Genomic DNA, 16,009 nt, shown 5'->3' with positions numbered 1-16,009 from the left:
TTCGCCTATCGATACAGGGGAGTTTCATGGCCAGACCGTCGCTGTTTATCAACCTTTCGTTACTCAAGACCCACGCCGCGTTTCGCAACGTGTTCCTCGCACGTTTGCTGTCGCTGATCTCGCTGGGGTTGCTGGCCATTGCCGTGCCCGTGCAGATTCAGGCACTGACGCATTCGCCTATCCAGGTGGGACTGGCCGTGACCCTGGCCGGCACCGGCATGTTCGTGGGGCTGATGTTCGGCGGGGTGCTGGCTGACCGCTACGAGCGTCGTCGGCTGATCCTGCTGGCGCGGTCCACCTGCGGCATTGCTTTCGTCGGCCTGTGCCTGAACGCGACCCTGGCCGACCCATCACTGCTGGCCATCTACGCGTTGTCGCTGTGGGACGGCTTCTTCGGCGCCATCGGCGTGACAGCGTTGCTGGCGGCTACCCCTGCGTTGGTAGGCCGTGAGCACATGGTGCAGGCGGGCGCCATCAGCATGCTGACCGTGCGCCTGGGCTCGATCCTGTCACCGCTGCTGGGTGGTTTGCTGATTGCCGCCGGTGGCGTGGCCTGGAACTACGGCCTGGCGGCCTTCGGCACGCTGATCACGGTGCTGTTGCTGCTGCGCCTGCCCGCCTTGCCACCGCCCCCGACGCCTCGCGAGCACCCGCTGCGTTCGCTGGTCAACGGCATCGGCTTTCTGTTCGAGAACCGCGTGGTCGGCACCGTGGCGCTGATCGGCGGCCTGCTGACCCTGGCCAGCGCCGTGCGCGTGTTGTACCCGGCGTTGGGCGTCGACTGGCACCTGAACGCCACCGAACTGGGCCTGGTGTACGCTGCCACGCCCCTGGGCGCGGCCATTGGCGCCATCACCAGCGGCCGCCTGGCGGCCACGGCGCGGCCGGGGCAGCGCATGATCGCCACCGCTGTGCTGGCCTTCGCCACCATTGCCTTGTTCAGTGTGGTGCCGTCGTTCTGGCTGGCGCTGCTGTGCCTGGCCGGTTTCGGCTACTTGAGTGCGGTGAATGCGCTGTTGCAGTACGCACTGATCCAGGCCCAGACCCCCGACCACCTGCTGGGCCGCGTCAACGGTCTGTGGACCGCCCAGAACGTCAGTGGTGACGCCCTGGGTGCAGCGTTGCTGGGTGGCCTGGGCTCGTGGCTGCTACCGGCCAATGCGGCGTTGGCCTTCGGCCTGGCCGCGGTGGCAGTAGGCTTGGTGCTGGCGCTGACCATGCGCCAGCTGCGTCACGTTCAGTTCGAGGCCGCAGCCGCCTGAACCTTGCCGCCGAACTGGGCCTGCAGGCGATCCAGCAAGTGGTTGGCGCTGTAGTAATCCAGGCGGAAGGTGTCGGCGCCCAGCGCGTACACGTGCTGGCCGTCGATGGCCGGCAGGTGGGCCAGCAGGGTGTTGCCTAGCAGTGCCTGGGTGTCGGCCGGTTCTGCGGCGAACATCAGGAATGACTTGCCCGTCAATGCATCGGCCATGTGCTCGCCACCGGCCTGGATGATGTCCTTGCGCTTGCCCATGCTCTGGCTGGTGGCCACGGCAGGGGATGGCTCCGCCAGTGTGAAGCCCAATTGCTCCAGCATCTGCCCCTGAGGCGAGGCGGCGGTCCAGATATTGGCCTGGCGCGCGGCCGGGTTGTAGACGAACGCTGACACCGGTTGCGGCGGCAGGGTCAGGCTTTTGCGCAGTTGCGCCTGACGCTCGGCAAACGCTTCGATCAGCTTGCCGGCCTGGGCTTCGTGACCGGTGGCCTGGCCCAACAGGGTTTCCAGCTGCTGCCAGCTTTTGTCGTCGTAATTGACCACCAGCGTTGGGGCGACGGCTGAAAGTTGGTCGTACAGGGCCATGGCCGAGTCACCGCCGGTGGCGCTGATCAGGATCAGGTCGGGGGCCTGGCTGGCCACGGCTTCGGCGTTGGCCTCACCGATGTACAGGCGCTTGACGTCACGGGCCTTGGCGATGGCGCCCCATTGACGCAGGTAGCCCTGGTCGTCGGCCACGCGGTTGTTCGGCGTGGTGGCACCGCTGGCAACCACGGGCGCGTCGATGGCCAGCAGGGCGCCGGTCAGGGTCACGCTGGTGGAGACGATGCGGGTGGGCGCGTGGTCCAGCACCACGCTGCCGTGCTCGCCGTTGATGGTGCGCGGCCAGCCGGCGTCGGCGCGGGCGGTGCCGATCAGCAGCGGCAGGCAGGCGGCCAGTACACACAGGCTGGCGCGCAGGGAAGGGCGGGGAAGTCGAATGGGCATGGGGCGGTACATCCCTGATGAAGAATAAATCTCATTTTTATCAATGAGGTAAGGGGGCGCAAGGGCGAGTGTGTCGGTGGCAGGTATCAAAAGAGATACATTTCGCGGCGCGCACTCTGTAGCCGCTGCCGCCAGGCTGCGCTGGCCTGTGTGAACCCTGGAGATCTGCAGTGAAGCGCAGGGTCAGCGCAGCGTGGCGGCAGCGGCTACAGGGTGATGGCAATCATGCTGGCCTGCGTATCCGCTGTGTAAATGTGGCCATTTGCCTTACTGCTAACGCTCAACACTCGTTTGACAACACCTCTCGCTATCCATAACCTTAACATGATTGATAGCAATTCTCATTAAGAGTCACGAGGCCATGGTCATGACGACACAGCACCTGGAAAACGAACGATACCGTACCCACAGCGATAGCCAGGACGCACGCTTCCTCTTCCGCTTCGGCACGCGCACCCTGCGCGGCCAGGGCATTTTCAGCAGCATCAGCACCGCCGCCGGCAGTGGCGGGGTCAGCTCCAGTGCGTTCCTTGCCGAAGTCGGCGCCGCATTGGCCCAGGCCCGCAAGGCCGGCATCGACAACCCCATTGTCATGGGCGCCATCCCCTTCGACACCACCCAGCCTTCCTGCCTGTACATCCCCCGCGAATGCGCGTGGGTAGAAGAACAGCAGCAGGCCGGCGTCGCCCAGGATGCCGCGCGCCCTGGCGTGCTGGCCCAGCGCAGCATTCCTGATGAAGCGGGCTTCAAGGCGGCGGTGAATCAGGCGATTGCCAACTTCCGTTCCAGCCCGATTCGCAAGGCGGTGCTGTCGCGTCAACTGGACGTGCAGTTGAATGCACCGGTGGATGTCGACCAGGTGCTGGCCAATCTGGCCGCACAGAACCCGTCGGGCTACCACTTCCGCGTGCCCATGGCCGACGGCGCCGAACTGATCGGCGTAAGCCCTGAACTGCTGGTGCGCAAGACCGACGACAAGGTGTTCACCAACCCCTTGGCCGGCTCCGCCAAGCGCCGCGCCGATGCCACCCAGGACCGTGAAGTGGGTGAGGCACTGCTGGTGTCCGAGAAAGATCAATACGAACACCGTCTGGTGATCGAAGACATCCGCCGCGTGCTGGAGCCGGTGTGCAGCCAGCTGGACGTGCCCGCCGGCCCGTCGCTGCTCAGCACCGCCGCCATGTGGCACCTGTCCACGGCCCTGCAAGGGCAGCTGCGCGACCCGGAAACCTCGGCGCTGCAACTGGCCTGCCAGATCCACCCTACGCCCGCCGTGTGCGGTGCGCCGACGCAACTGGCGCGCAAGCTGATCGACCTGGTGGAGCCGGTGGAACGCGGCCTGTTCAGCGGCATGGTCGGCTGGTGCGACAGCCACGGCAACGGCGAGTGGGTAGTGACCATCCGCTGCGGCACCGTGCAGCACGACCGCATCCGCCTGTTTGCCGGCGCTGGCATCGTCGAGGCCTCGTGCCCCGAGGCCGAATGGAAAGAAACCCAGGCCAAGCTGGGCACCATGCTGGCCGCCTGCGGCCTGGACGCTCAGGCGGGCTGCCAATGAGCATCGCCTTTTCGCCATGGCCCGCTGACCTGGCCGCCCATTACCGCGCCCAGGGCCACTGGCTCGACCGGCCCATGACCGACATCCTCGCCCAGCAGGTGCAGGCCCGCCCCGACGCGCCGGCGATCATCTGCGGCGAGCGCACCCTGAGCTACGCCGAGGTCGATCGGCAGTCCGACAACCTGGCCACCTACCTGCACGCCAGCGGCCTGCGCGCCCATGACACGGCGCTGGTGCAACTGCCCAACATCGCCGAGTTCTACGTCACCTTTTTTGCCCTGATGAAGCTGGGCGTGGCGCCGGTCAACGCGCTGTTCAGCCACCAGCGCCAGGAGCTGCTGGCCTATGCCCGGCAAATCCAGCCCAAGGCGCTGATCGCCTCCAGCCGCCATGGCCTGTTCGGCAACGATAACTTCCTCAACGAACTGCGTGACGTGGCGCCCGGCCTGGCCACCGTGTTACTCGACGGCGCCGACCTGCAGCACCATCTGCAAGCCCCGGCACGGGACTTCGTGGCCACGCCTACCGAAGGCGGCCAAGTGGCGTTCTTCCAGTTGTCCGGTGGCAGCACCGGCACGCCCAAGCTGATCCCGCGTACCCACAACGACTACTACTACAGCCTGCGCCGCAGCGTCGAACTGTGCGGCCTGACCCCGGCCACGCGCTTCCTCAGTGCCTTGCCGGCCGGCCACAACTACACCCTCAGCTCGCCGGGCGCGCTGGGTGTGTTCATCGCCGGTGGCTGCGTGGTAATGGCCAGCGACCCCGAGCCGCTGAACTGCTTTGCCCTGATCGAACGCCATGGCGTGGACTGGGTGCCGCTGGTGCCGCCGGCCGTGGCCCTGTGGCTGCGCGCCGCGCCCGAGCATCGCCAGCGCCTCAAGACCCTGGCTGTGCTGCAAGTGGGCGGCGCCAACTTCTCCGAAGCCCTGGCGCGCCGTGTGCCCCAGGAGCTGGGCTGCAAGCTGCAGCAGGTGTTCGGCATGGCTGAAGGCCTGGTCAACTACACCCGCCTGGACGATGACAGCGACCGGGTGTTTACCACCCAGGGCTGCCCGATGAGCGCCGACGACGAGATCCGCGTGCTCGACGAAGAGGGCCAGCCGGTGCCGCTGGGTGAGCCAGGCATGCTCGCCACCCGTGGCCCGTACACCTTCCGCGGCTACTACCTGGCGCCTGAGCACAACGCCCAGGTGTTCGACGCCGAAGGCTTCTACTACTCGGGCGATGTGGTGCAGCAGGACGCCGACGGCTACCTGAAAGTGGTCGGGCGGGTGAAGGACGTGATCAACCGCGGCGGCGAAAAGATCGCCGCCGAGGAAATCGAAAACCTGCTGCTGCATCACCAGGCCGTCACCCACGTGGCGCTGGTGGCCATCCCCGATGAGCTGATGGGCGAGAAAAGCTGCGCCTGCGTGGTGGCCAACGATGCCAGCCTCAAGCCCTCGGACCTGCGCAAGTACCTGCGCGCCCAGGGCGTGGCCGACTACAAGCTGCCCGACCGCTTCCAGTTCATGGCCGAACTGCCGCTGACCGCGGTGGGCAAAATCAACAAGAAGCAGCTGCGCGAAACCCTGCGCGCGGCCCTCGACAACGCATCCGCATAAGGCTTTACCCATGGCTATCCCGAAACTCGCCAGCTACCCCATGCCCACGGTCGCAAGCTTCCCGGCCAACAAGGTCAACTGGGCCCTGGACCCCTCGCGCGCGGTGCTGCTGATTCACGACATGCAGGAATACTTCCTGGACTTCTACGGCGAAGACAGCCCGCTGGTGGCGCAACTGGTCGCCAACGTGGTGGCCCTGCGCGCGTGGTGTCACGCCCAGGGTATCCCGGTGGTGTACACCGCGCAGCCGTCCGAGCAAAGCCCGGAAGACCGCGCCCTGCTCAACGACATGTGGGGCCCGGGCCTGACCACCGCCAGCCGCCAGGTGCAGCAGGTAGTGGCGCCGCTGCGCCCGCTGCCCCAGGACACCGTGCTGGTGAAATGGCGCTACAGCGCCTTCATCCGCTCGCCCCTGGAGCAGATGATCAAGGAAGGCGGTCGCGACCAGCTGATCATTTGTGGCGTTTACGCCCACATCGGCTGCATGGTCAGCGCCACCGAAGCGTTCATGCGGGACATCAAGCCGTTCTTCGTCGGCGATGCGCTGGCCGACTTCTCCGAAGAAGAACACCGCATGGCCCTGCGTTACGTAGCCACCCGTTCGGGCTACGTCACCGACGTGCAGAGCATCGTTGGCCAGCAGGCGCCGACCCTGGACCTGGCCTGGCTGCTGGGCCAGGTGCAACCGTTCCTGGACGCCGATGACGGCGAGCCCGAGGCTGACGATAACCTGATGGACTTCGGCCTGGACTCGGTGCAGGTCATGACCCTGATCGGCAACTGGCAGCGCCAGGGCCTGGACGTCAGCTTCGCTGACCTGGCCAGCAAACCGACCTTGGCCGGCTGGCTGGACGTGCTGCTGGCCAAACAGGCCGCCTGACCTTTCTTCAACACGCCGCCCCGGCATGGGGCGGCTCGCTGCGAGTGAATTCCATGGATTTTTCCAACAAGTGCGTATGGGTGACCGGCGCTGGCCAAGGCATCGGCCTGCAGGTGGCGCTGCGCTTCCAGGCGGCCGGTGCTGAAGTCATCGGCTTCGACCGTGCCTTCACCCAGGCCGAGTACCCGTTCCAGACCGTGGTACTGGACGTCACCGACGCTGTAGCGGTGGAGCAGGTGTGCCAGGAAATCCTCGGCCAGCACCCGCGCATCGACGTGCTGGTCAATGGCGCCGGCGTACTGCGCCTGGGCAACAGCGACGAGCTGTCGGTGGCCGACTGGCAGGCGTGCTTCGACGTCAACGTCTCCGGGCCGTTCTACCTGTTCCGCCAACTGGTGCCGGTGTTCAAGGCCCAGGGCAAGGGGGCGGTAGTCAGCATCGCCTCCAACGCCGCCCACGTGCCGCGCATGCAGATGGCCGCCTACTGTGCCTCCAAGGCAGCCATGGTAGCGCTCAACAACTGCATCGGCCTGGAACTGGCCGGCCATGGCGTGCGCTGCAACCTGGTGTCGCCAGGCTCCACCGACACGCCGATGCTGCGCGACATGGTCGGTGGCCCACAGGGTTTCCCGCGGTTGGTGGCGGGGTTGCCGGAGCATTACAAGCTGGGGATTCCGCTGAACAAGATTGCTACCACCGATGAGATTGCCAATGTGGTGTTGTTTTTGGCGTCGGATCTGGCCAGTCACGTCACCATGCAAGACCTGGTGGTAGACGGCGGCGCCACCCTCACTGCCTGAGGTTTGTGGGGGCTTCGGGCGCATGGCTTGGGGCTTTTTGGTGTTCATGAGATCGAGCGCCGCCCGCGCGGCGCATCGCGACCAAGGTCGGCTCCTACATCTGTTTCGGGCCAGTTATGTCTGTGGCATCACCTCGTCCGCTTTGTTTTTTCACTGCAGATTTGTGGTGATGCTAACAAGGCGGTCGAGGTGATCTCACAGGCAAAATTGGCCCGAAACAGATGTAGGAGCCGACCTTGGTCGCGATGCGCCGCGCGGGCGGCGCGCGATCTCATGAACGCCACAAAAACATCGGCTGGCGCCCGGTGAATCCTCCAAAAAACCAACGACTAGCGCCTGGAACCCCCACCCAACGCCTCACCCAACCCCTCCGGCACCACCGCCGCTTCCTGCTTGCGCTGCTCCCTGAACGGCTCCACGCACTGCGCCACATACCCCACCGGATAATCCGGCCGATCACCAATCCCCACATCATCCCCCAACCGATAATCGGGCAAGTACAGCGACGTCCCCAGCAACCGATCCCACACGCTGAAAAACAGCCCGAAGTTCACGTCCCCCACACGCCCGTACTTCAAATGGTGCAAGCGATGCACCGGCGCCCAGGCAAACACATGCCGCAACCCGCCGATGCGCATGTCGACATTGCTGTGCTGCAGCAACAGCTGAATGCCCACCGCAAACCCCAACAGTGCCGCCAACTGCGGCGACAGGCCCAGCAACAGCAACGGCAACACGCCGCCCAGTGCTTCCAGGGTCTGATGCAACGGGTGCTTCATCAAGCCGTTGAAGCCATACATGCGCTGCACGCTGTGGTGCACGCTGTGCAGGCGCCACAGCAGCGGGATGCGGTGGCTGGCGAAATGCACCAGGGTAATCCCCAGGTCGGCGATGGGCAGCGCCAACGCCAACTGCAGCCACAACGGCCAATGGCTGGGCCACAGCCCCGGGTTGGGCAGCAAAAAGGCCAGCAGCGGGATGGTGATCACCCCCAGGCCGTTGATGCCTTCGTTAACCACCGCGTGCAGCAGGTCGCGCGGCTCGTCGTTGTGGCTGGCGTTCCATTCCTGGCGGTAGGGCAGCAGGCGTTCGGCCAGGGTGGCGATCAACACCGCCACTGCCAGCAACCCCAGCAGCATGGGCAAGGGCCAGCCATCACCCACCAGCCAGAGGCCGGCGGCCAGGAAACCGAGAAAGAACAAGGGGGCATAAAGCCAGGAAAACAGCGTGCGCATAGAGGTACTCCGCATTTACCGATAAGGGCACACCCTAGGGTGTGCATCGTCCGTGGCGCTTGAACAAACGGCGCAAGCGGCGGACGTTAGCGGAGGGGCACAAGGCAAAGCTGTAGGAAATTTCCCAAAGATGAGGGACAACCCGTAGCCGCTGCCGCCAGGCTGCGCTGGCCCTCGGGTTCGCTGGAGATCTCCAGTGAGGCTTGGGGCCAGCGCAGCCTGCGGCAGCGGCTACGGGATTCACACGCGATTGTCTTTCATGGCCTGAGCGATGTAATCGGCCTGGCGGATGGCCAGGGTGACGATGGTCAAGGTCGGGTTTTCCGCCGCGCTGGTGGTGAACTGGCTGCCATCGCTGATGAACAGGTTGGCCACTTCATGGCTTTGGCCGAAGGCGTTGCACACGCCATCTTCCGGCTTTTTGCTCATGCGGCAGGTGCCCAGGTTGTGGGTGGAGGGGTAGGGCGGCACGCGGTGGGTCTTGAGCGCGCCCACGGCCGAGTACAGCGCCTGGCCCTGGGTGAAGGCGTGCTCGCGCATGGCCAGGTCGTTGGGGTGGTCGTCGTAGTGGACGTTGGCCACCGGCATGCCGAACTGATCCTTGACCTGGTCATTGACGGTGACGCGGTTGCTTTCGCGCGGCATGTCCTCCCCGACGATCCACAGGCCGGCCAGGTGCGTGTACTGCTCCATCACCCTTGTGAAATCCGGGCCCCAGGCGCCAGGGTTGAAGAAGGCGCCCAGGAAGGACGGGCCCAGGGAGATCGTCTCCATTTCATAGCCGCCGACAAAGCCGCGCTCGGGTTTGAACTTGACTTCGTCGCTGATGATGCCGGCCATGATGGTGCCGCGGTAGAAGTGCACCGGCTCGCTGAACTCGGCGAACACGGAGCCGGTGGTGTGGCGCATGTAGTGCTTGCCCACCATGCCTGCGCCATTGCCCAGGCCCTGGGGGAAGCGGCTGCTGCTGGAGTTGAGCAGCAGCCGTGGGGTTTCGATGGCGTTGCCGGCCACGGCCACCAGGCGGGCTTGCTGGCGCTGCAACTGGCCGGTGGCGTCGGCGTAGACCACGGCGCTGACCAGGCCCTTGTCGTTGTGTTCGATGCGCACTACTTGCGAGGACGGGCGCAGGTCGAGCTTGCCGGTGGCTTCGGCGGCGGGAATTTCGGTGTACAGGGTTGACCACTTCGCGCCCATCTTGCAGCCCTGGAAGCAGAAGCCCAGTTGCTGGCACGAGGCGCGGTTGGCGCGTGGGCGGCTGTTGATGGCCATGTGGCCGGTGGAGCACTCGGTGTAGCCCAGTTTCTGCGCGCCGTTGTACAGCACCTTGAAGTTGTTGTTGCCGGGCAGGCCGGGGATGTCGTTGGTGCGGGTCACGCCCATCTTGTCTTCAGCGCGGGCATAGTACGGCTCCAGTTCCGCCAGGGTCACGGGCCAGTCCAGCAGGTTGGCGTCCTTGATGGCGCCGTAGGTTTGCAGCGCGTGGAACTCGTGTTCCTGAATGCGCAGGCTGGCGCCGGCCCAGTGGGTGGTGGTGCCGCCCACGGTCTTGCAGATCCAGGCCGGCAGGTTGGGGAAGTCCTTGGCCACCCGCCAGGTGCCGGACGTGGTGCGGGTGTCGCCCCAGGCCAGTTGGGAGAACGACGGCCATTCGTCGTTGATGAACGTGCCCTGGTCCTGGCGGGCGCCGGCTTCAAGCAGCACCACGGGGATGCCTTTCTGGCACAGTTCGTTGGCCAGGGTACCGCCGCCTGCGCCGGAGCCGATGATGACCACCACCGAATCGTCGTCATGTTTGAAGTTAGCCATGTGCGTGCATCCTCAGGAGAAGGGATTGGGGCTCGCGGAGGGGGGCGGGTTGGGCAACCACGTCAGGTCGTTGAACCCGCGCATCAGGTAGCCGCCCTTGGGGAACGAGGCGCCTTCATAGCCGAAGTGCAGGTAGGCCAGTTCGTTGCTGTACAGGCTGTTGACCGCGTTGCCGCGCACCAGGGCGAAGAACGGCGTGTCCTGGATGTCCTGGAGGATGGCGAATTGGCGGGCGGCGTCGGCCTTGCGCCAGTCGCCGCCGGCTTTCTGGTCGAGGGTGGCGATGCCTTGCCTGAGGGTGTCGGCAACCCCGGGGTCGGTGCTGGCCTTCTGGTCCAGCGCCTTGACGGGGAAGGCGTAGACCGCGTCTTCCATGGTGTCGTGGGGGTAGATGCGCCTTACCATCAGCAGCAGCTTGTCGCCGCTGTCGCTGTCCAGCGTGGTCATGGGCAGGGCCCAGCTTTGGCTGGGGGCCATCAGGGCGATGGGCCCGGTGGTAAACAACAGGGTGCCCAGCAGCAGGCCGCCGCTGCCTTGAAGAAACCGGCGACGATCAAGAGTCAGGTTACTCATGGCGATGTCTCTCTTATTGTTGTTGTACGCCCCCATAGTAGTAACCCCAGCGGGGGCGGGGTAATAGGCGCCTACTACGTTGGAATAAGCTTAGAGCGTAGTAGGCGCCTATTACCCGACGCGGCCGCGAGCTTTCTAGAATGGGCCACCTCATTCGAGAACCCTGCCATGTCGTTCATCAGCGAAACCCAGCCGGGCGTATGCCTGACCCCGGATGCCGAAACCCAGGCCTACGTGTTCAACCACAGCATGATCCGGGTCAAGGACCCGCAGCGCTCGCTGGACTTTTACACCCGCGTGCTGGGCATGCGCCTGCTGCGCCAAGTGGATTTCCCCGAGGCGAGGTTTTCGCTGCTGTTCCTGGCCATGACGGCGGGTGAAGACGTGCCGGAAGAGCGCGGGGCGCGGCAGGTGTATACCTTCGGTCGGCAGTCGGTGCTGGAACTGACGCATAACTGGGGTACCGAGAGCGACGACTCGCAGTACCACAACGGCAACAAGGACCCGCGCGGGTTCGGGCATATCTGCTTCAGCGTGCCGGACATCGAGGCGGCGTGTGCGCGCTTCGATCGGTTGCAGATTCCCTTCGTCAAGCGCTTGGACAAGGGCATGAAGCATGTGGCGTTCATCAGTGACCCGGATGGGTACTGGATCGAGATTGTGCAGGCGGATTTGTTGGCGGATCTGGGGCAGTAAGGCCCGCGATGGCGCACTGTAGCCGCTGCCGAAGTCTGCGCTGGCCCGTGTCCTCACTGCAGATATCCAGTGTTCATCAGGGCCAGCGCAGCCTGACGGCAGCGGCTACAGGTTGCTCAGAACACCGACCAGTCGATCCGCTCGCTCAGCAGCTCCAGCGCCTTCATCCCCGCCAGCGAATTGCCCGCCGGGTTCAGCTCCGGCGACCACACGCACACCGTGAACTGCCCCGGCACCACGGCGATGATGCCGCCGCCCACGCCGCTCTTGCCCGGCAGCCCCACGCGGTAGGCGAAGTTGCCGGCTTCGTCATACAGCCCGCTGGTGGCCATGATCGAGTTCACCTGCTTGGTTTGCCGCGGTGTCAGGATCTGCTCGCCGCTGTGCTTGCAGAACCCCTCGTTGGCCAGGAAGCAGAACGCCTTGGCCAAATCCACGCAGTTCATCTGCAGCGCGCAGTGGCTGAAGTAGCTGCGCAGCACCGCTTCCACCTCGTTGTGGAAATTGCCGAACGATTGCATCAGGTAGGCCATGGCCGCGTTGCGCGAGCGGTGCTGGTACTCGGACTCGGCCACCTTGCCGTCCACCAGCACATGGGGGTTGCCCGACAGCCTGCGCGCAAAATCACGCATCGACAAAGCCGGGGCGGCGAAGCGCGACTGGTTGATGTCGCAGATCACCAGCGCCCCGGCGTTGATGAACGGGTTGCGCGGCCGCCCGCGTTCAAATTCCAGCTGCACCAGCGAATTGAACGGCTGCCCTGAAGGCTCATGGCCCAGGCGCTCCCAGATCGCCTCGCCGGAGTGTCCGATGGCCTGCACCAGGCTGAACACCTTTGAAATGCTCTGCACCGAGAACGGCACGTAGGCGTCGCCGGCGCAGTGCAGGCTGCCGTCGTTGCCGTACACGGCGATGGCCAGTTGGTTGGCCGGCACCTCGGCCAGCGCCGGGATGTAGTCGGCGACCTTGCCCTGGCCGATCAGGGGGCGCACTTCGTCGAGGATCTGGGTCAACAGCGTTTGCATGAAAGGGCCTGTCATGGATTGGGTGGCGCAGAGCAGACGCCGCCCGCGTGCGGCAAAGCACACCGTAGCCGCTGCCGCAGGCTACGCGGGCCCTATGCCCCACTACCGATCTTCAGGGTTCACGCCGGCCAGCGCAGCCTGGCGGCAGCGGCTACGGTATGATGGGTCATCTCCAACCAGAGCCTTCGCCCTCAATGCCCAGTATCACCCTGTTCCAGACCCCGCCGCCCGAGTCGTTCCACAGCCAGATCCAGCAACTGGTGATCGACAACCTCACCGCCATCAGCGCCGTGGCGCTGCCGGCCAGCAACGCGCTGTACCCGCTGTACCAGTACGGCGTGGGCTTCGAGGTGCACCAGTACCTGAAGGCCATGGACGGTTCGCTGGGTTTCCCGGTGGAAGTGGTGGCGGGGCTCGACGATGAAGATCCGTCCCAGCTGCTGGGCTTTGCCCTGTACCTGCCGCTGACCGGCGACCCCCAGGCCTGTTCGCTGCTGTACCTGGCGGTCAAGGACAGCCATCGCCGCCAGGGCATCGCCAAGGCCATGGTGCAGAAAATGCTCAGCCGCTACCCCCACGCCGAGCTGGGCTGTGTGGTCAGCCAGGTGGCGTGCGGGCAGGCGTTGGGGTTTCAGGTGGTAGGCACCCGCGGTTCGCAGGTGTTGATGAACACCCGCGATCATCAATCCGAAGGCTTGAAGCCAGTGCTGGACACCGACGCGATCTACCGCACGGTGGAAGTGCGGCAGATCCACGCCTACCTGCTCAAGCAGCATGGCGAGAAGGCCATGGTCAACGCCGAGAAGCAGCGTGACCGCCACCTTGACCAACTGGCCCGTGAAGCCCAGGCCTTCGTCAAGGTGCACCTGGGCCTTTAAAAGCGCGGCTTCACGGTTTTCCAGTCAGGCTTGTAGCGTTGCATCTGGCGCACGTCGTCACGCTGGCGGATGCCACAGCTCACGAACTGGTCGTGCAGCTTGCCCAACTGGTCGTGGTCCAGCTCCAGGCCCAGGCCCGGGGCGCGGGTGATCTTCACGCAGCCGTCGACGATGGGCAGCTTGCCGCCCTTGATCACTTCCTCGTCCGGTTCCTGCCAGGGGTAGTGGGTGTCGCAGGCGTAGTCCAGGTTTGGCACGGCGGCGGCGACGTGGGCCATGGCCATCAGGCTGATGCCCAGGTGCGAGTTGGAGTGCATGGACACGCCCAGGCCGAACACCTGGCACATCTTGGCCAGCGTCTGGGTGTCGCGCAGGCCGCCCCAGTAGTGATGGTCGGCCAGCACGATCTGCACGCTGTTCAAGGCCACGCTGCGGCGGAACTCGTCGAAATCGGTGACCACCATGTTGGTCGCCAGCGGCAGGCCGGTGCGCTTGTGCAGCTCACTCATGCCGTCCAGGCCCGGGGTCGGGTCTTCGTAGTACTGCAAATCATCGCCCAGCAGTTCGGCCATGCGAATGGCGGTTTCCAGTGACCAGTTGCCGTTGGGGTCGATGCGCAGCGGGTAGCCGGGGAAGGCCTTTTTCAGCGCCTTGATGCACGCCACCTCGTGCTCGGGCGGCAGGGTGCCGGCCTTCAGTTTGATGCTCTTGAAACCGTAAGCCTCGATCATGCGTCGCGCCTGGGCGACGATCTGCTGCTCGCTGAGGGCCTCGCCCCAGTTGTCGGGCTTGTAGGGCGAGTCGATGTGCTGGGCATACTTGAAGAACAGGTAGGCACTGAACGGCACTTCGTCCCGCAGGGCGCCGCCCAGCAGGTCCACCAGCGGCACGTTGAGGTAATGCGCCTGCAGGTCCAGAAACGCCACTTCGAACGCCGAGTAGGCATTGCTCACCGCCTTGCTGGCGTGGGAGCCGGGGGCCAGTTCGGCGCCGGCCAGGCTGCTGGTGCGGTTGGCCGCCACGGTGGCTTCCACCAACTGGCGCAGGTGGTTGAGGTTGAACGGGTCGAGGCCGATCAACTGGTCCTGCAGTTGTTGCTGGATCGCCAGCGCCGGGGCATCCCCGTAGCTTTCGCCCAGGCCGATGTAGCCGTTGTCGCTCTCGATCTCGATGATCGAGCGCAGGGCGAAGGGTTCGTGGATGCCGCTGGCGTTGAGCAGTGGCGGGTCGCGGAAGGCGATGGGAGTGACGGTCACGCGCTTGATTTTCAAAGGATGGCTCCTGACAGGTCGATTCACACCACCAGCGCCGCTGGCTTGCGATGGCCAGCGCGGGGCGCGCGGTGGGTGGGGGTAGTGCGGGCGAAGAAGATCACCACGGCGGCCACCAGCGAGGTCGCGGCCAGGCCGTACAGGCCGCCTTCGATGCTGCCGGTGGTCTGCTCCAGGAAGCCGAAGGTGGCCGGGGCGACGAAGCCGCCCAGGTTGCCGATGGAATTGACCAGGGCAATCACCGCCGCCGCGATGCGGGCGTCCAGGTAGCCTTGGGGAATGGGCCAGAACAGCGCCGAAGCGGCCTTGAAGCCGATGGCGGCGAAGCAGATGGAGACGAAGGCGAACACCGGCCCGCCAGTGGTGGACATGAACATGCCCACGGCGGCCACCACCAGGGTCACGGCCACCCAGGCCTGCTGGTGCTTCCACTTGGCCGCCAGGGCGGCAAAGCCGTACATGGCGACGATGGAGATCAGCCAGGGTACCGAGTTGAACAGGCCCACCTCGAAGTCGCCGAGGTTGCCCATTTTCTTGATCATGCTGGGCAGCCAGAAGGTGGCGCCGTAGATGGTCAGGGCGATGGAAAAATAGATGAAGCAGAACAGCGCGATCTGTCGGTCGGCCAGCAATTTGAACATCGACGGCTTGCTGACCTGTTGTGCCTCACGGGCGCGCTGCTCTTCGGCGATGGCGGTTTCCAGCGCGTGCTTTTCTTCATCGCTCAACCAGCGCGCTTCACGCGGGTGCGATTGCAGCCAGAACCACACAAAGCCGCACAGCACCAGCGAGGCGCCGCCCTCGATCAGGAACATCCACTGCCAGGCGTGCAGGCTCAGGGCGTTGATGCTCAGCAGCGCGCCGGACACCGGCCCCGAGATGACCGAGGCAATCGCCGAGCCGCTGAGGAAAACGGCCATGGCCTTGCCGCGTTCGGCGGCCGGCAGCCATTGGGTGAAGTAGTAGATGATGCCGGGGAAGAACCCGGCCTCGGCAGCCCCCAGCACAAAGCGCAGCACGTAGAAGCTGGTCTCGCCGCGCACGAAGGCCATGGCCATGGCCGCCGCGCCCCAGGTGAACATGATGCGCGTCAGCCAGGCACGGGCGCCGTAGCGTTGCAGCAGGATGTTGGAAGGCACCTCGAACAGCGCGTAGCCGATGAAGAACAGCCCGGCGCCCAGGCCATAGGCCGCAGCGCCAATGCCCAGGTCGGCTTCCATGTGGCTGCGCACGAAACCGATATTCACCCGGTCGATGTAGTTGACGATGAACATCACCACGAACAGCGGCAACACGTGGCGCTTCACCTTGGTGGCCGCGCGCTCGAGGACCGTACTGGCGGTGGCTGGCTGGAGGGTTTTCAAGGGCGACTCCCGGTATTGTTTTTGTGGGGACAGGCCGATGATGGACGCCTGGATTGTTCCCGTCTAATCTA

At 65.1% G+C, this 16,009-nt stretch carries 14 protein-coding genes; 7 read left to right on the top strand and 7 right to left on the bottom strand.

Going from position 1 to position 16,009, the window contains the following annotated elements; translation table 11 throughout:
- The first annotated feature begins 26 nt into the window (after window positions 1–26).
- On the top strand, window positions 27–1,262 hold the full coding sequence (gene entS / locus ACZ9GA_RS16685) for an enterobactin transporter EntS (RefSeq protein WP_457361637.1): 1,236 nt from the start codon (window positions 27–29) through the stop codon (window positions 1,260–1,262).
- Here the strand turns inward: entS and fepB are convergent.
- On the bottom strand, window positions 1,238–2,242 hold the full coding sequence (fepB, locus tag ACZ9GA_RS16680; protein ID WP_457361638.1) for a Fe2+-enterobactin ABC transporter substrate-binding protein: 1,005 nt from the start codon (window positions 2,240–2,242) through the stop codon (window positions 1,238–1,240). The two genes, entS and fepB, sit on opposite strands and share 25 nt — an antisense overlap.
- Window positions 2,243–2,609: 367 nt before the next feature.
- On the opposite strand from fepB, the gene ACZ9GA_RS16675 reads away from it, so the two are divergent.
- From ACZ9GA_RS16675 to dhbA, 4 genes are read left to right on the top strand one after another with little or no spacing between them, the layout of a single operon-like run.
- A complete protein-coding gene (locus ACZ9GA_RS16675; protein WP_457361639.1) occupies window positions 2,610–3,800 on the top strand; it encodes an isochorismate synthase in 1,191 nt (396 codons plus the stop codon).
- The gene (locus ACZ9GA_RS16670; RefSeq protein WP_457361640.1) at window positions 3,797–5,407 is read left to right on the top strand and encodes a (2,3-dihydroxybenzoyl)adenylate synthase; all 1,611 of its coding nucleotides are present in this window, start codon (window positions 3,797–3,799) and stop codon (window positions 5,405–5,407) included. Before ACZ9GA_RS16675 ends, ACZ9GA_RS16670 begins: the two co-directional genes overlap by 4 nt.
- Window positions 5,408–5,417: 10 nt before the next feature.
- A complete protein-coding gene (locus ACZ9GA_RS16665; RefSeq protein ID WP_457361641.1) occupies window positions 5,418–6,287 on the top strand; it encodes an isochorismatase in 870 nt (289 codons plus the stop codon).
- A 53-nt stretch (window positions 6,288–6,340) separates the two neighbouring features.
- Window positions 6,341–7,087: a 2,3-dihydro-2,3-dihydroxybenzoate dehydrogenase gene (gene dhbA, locus ACZ9GA_RS16660; protein WP_457361642.1), complete on the top strand. Its 747-nt coding sequence runs from the start codon at window positions 6,341–6,343 to the stop codon at window positions 7,085–7,087.
- A gap of 329 nt (window positions 7,088–7,416) precedes the next feature.
- On the opposite strand, the gene ACZ9GA_RS16655 is transcribed toward dhbA, so the two are convergent.
- The 3 genes from ACZ9GA_RS16655 to ACZ9GA_RS16645 all read right to left on the bottom strand — a co-directional run bounded on the left by ACZ9GA_RS16655 (window position 7,417) and on the right by ACZ9GA_RS16645 (window position 10,704).
- Window positions 7,417–8,322 carry a sterol desaturase family protein gene (locus ACZ9GA_RS16655; protein ID WP_457361643.1) on the bottom strand — a complete coding sequence of 302 codons (906 nt, stop codon included), beginning with the start codon at window positions 8,320–8,322 and terminating at the stop codon, window positions 7,417–7,419.
- 240 nt (window positions 8,323–8,562) lie between these two features.
- Window positions 8,563–10,131, bottom strand: a complete 1,569-nt coding sequence (locus ACZ9GA_RS16650; protein WP_457361644.1) for a GMC family oxidoreductase — start codon at window positions 10,129–10,131, stop codon at window positions 8,563–8,565.
- Window positions 10,132–10,143: 12 nt separating this feature from the next.
- Window positions 10,144–10,704, bottom strand: a complete 561-nt coding sequence (locus ACZ9GA_RS16645) for a tat (twin-arginine translocation) pathway signal sequence (protein WP_457361645.1) — start codon at window positions 10,702–10,704, stop codon at window positions 10,144–10,146.
- A gap of 168 nt (window positions 10,705–10,872) precedes the next feature.
- Between ACZ9GA_RS16645 and gloA the strand changes: the two genes are divergently transcribed.
- Entirely contained in the window at window positions 10,873–11,400 is a 528-nt protein-coding gene (gene gloA / locus ACZ9GA_RS16640; RefSeq protein WP_457361646.1) for a lactoylglutathione lyase, read from the top strand.
- Between the two features lie 116 nt (window positions 11,401–11,516).
- Here gloA and glsB read toward each other — a convergent pair whose 3' ends face one another.
- Window positions 11,517–12,425 carry a glutaminase B gene (glsB, locus tag ACZ9GA_RS16635; RefSeq protein ID WP_457361647.1) on the bottom strand — a complete coding sequence of 303 codons (909 nt, stop codon included), beginning with the start codon at window positions 12,423–12,425 and terminating at the stop codon, window positions 11,517–11,519.
- A 194-nt stretch (window positions 12,426–12,619) separates the two neighbouring features.
- Between glsB and ACZ9GA_RS16630 the strand changes: the two genes are divergently transcribed.
- Window positions 12,620–13,303 carry a GNAT family N-acetyltransferase gene (locus tag ACZ9GA_RS16630; protein WP_457361648.1) on the top strand — a complete coding sequence of 228 codons (684 nt, stop codon included), beginning with the start codon at window positions 12,620–12,622 and terminating at the stop codon, window positions 13,301–13,303.
- Here the strand turns inward: ACZ9GA_RS16630 and ACZ9GA_RS16625 are convergent.
- Window positions 13,300–14,574 carry a glucarate dehydratase family protein gene (locus ACZ9GA_RS16625; protein ID WP_457361649.1) on the bottom strand — a complete coding sequence of 425 codons (1,275 nt, stop codon included), beginning with the start codon at window positions 14,572–14,574 and terminating at the stop codon, window positions 13,300–13,302. The two genes, ACZ9GA_RS16630 and ACZ9GA_RS16625, sit on opposite strands and share 4 nt — an antisense overlap.
- 23 nt (window positions 14,575–14,597) lie before the next feature.
- The gene (locus ACZ9GA_RS16620) at window positions 14,598–15,938 is read right to left on the bottom strand and encodes an MFS transporter (RefSeq protein WP_457361650.1); all 1,341 of its coding nucleotides are present in this window, start codon (window positions 15,936–15,938) and stop codon (window positions 14,598–14,600) included.
- Window positions 15,939–16,009 lie beyond the last annotated feature (71 nt).

The organism is Pseudomonas sp. TE3644, assembly GCF_056278815.1.
The sequence above is the reverse complement of the archived record's forward strand: the minus strand, read 5'-3'. Positions and strand labels throughout refer to the sequence as shown.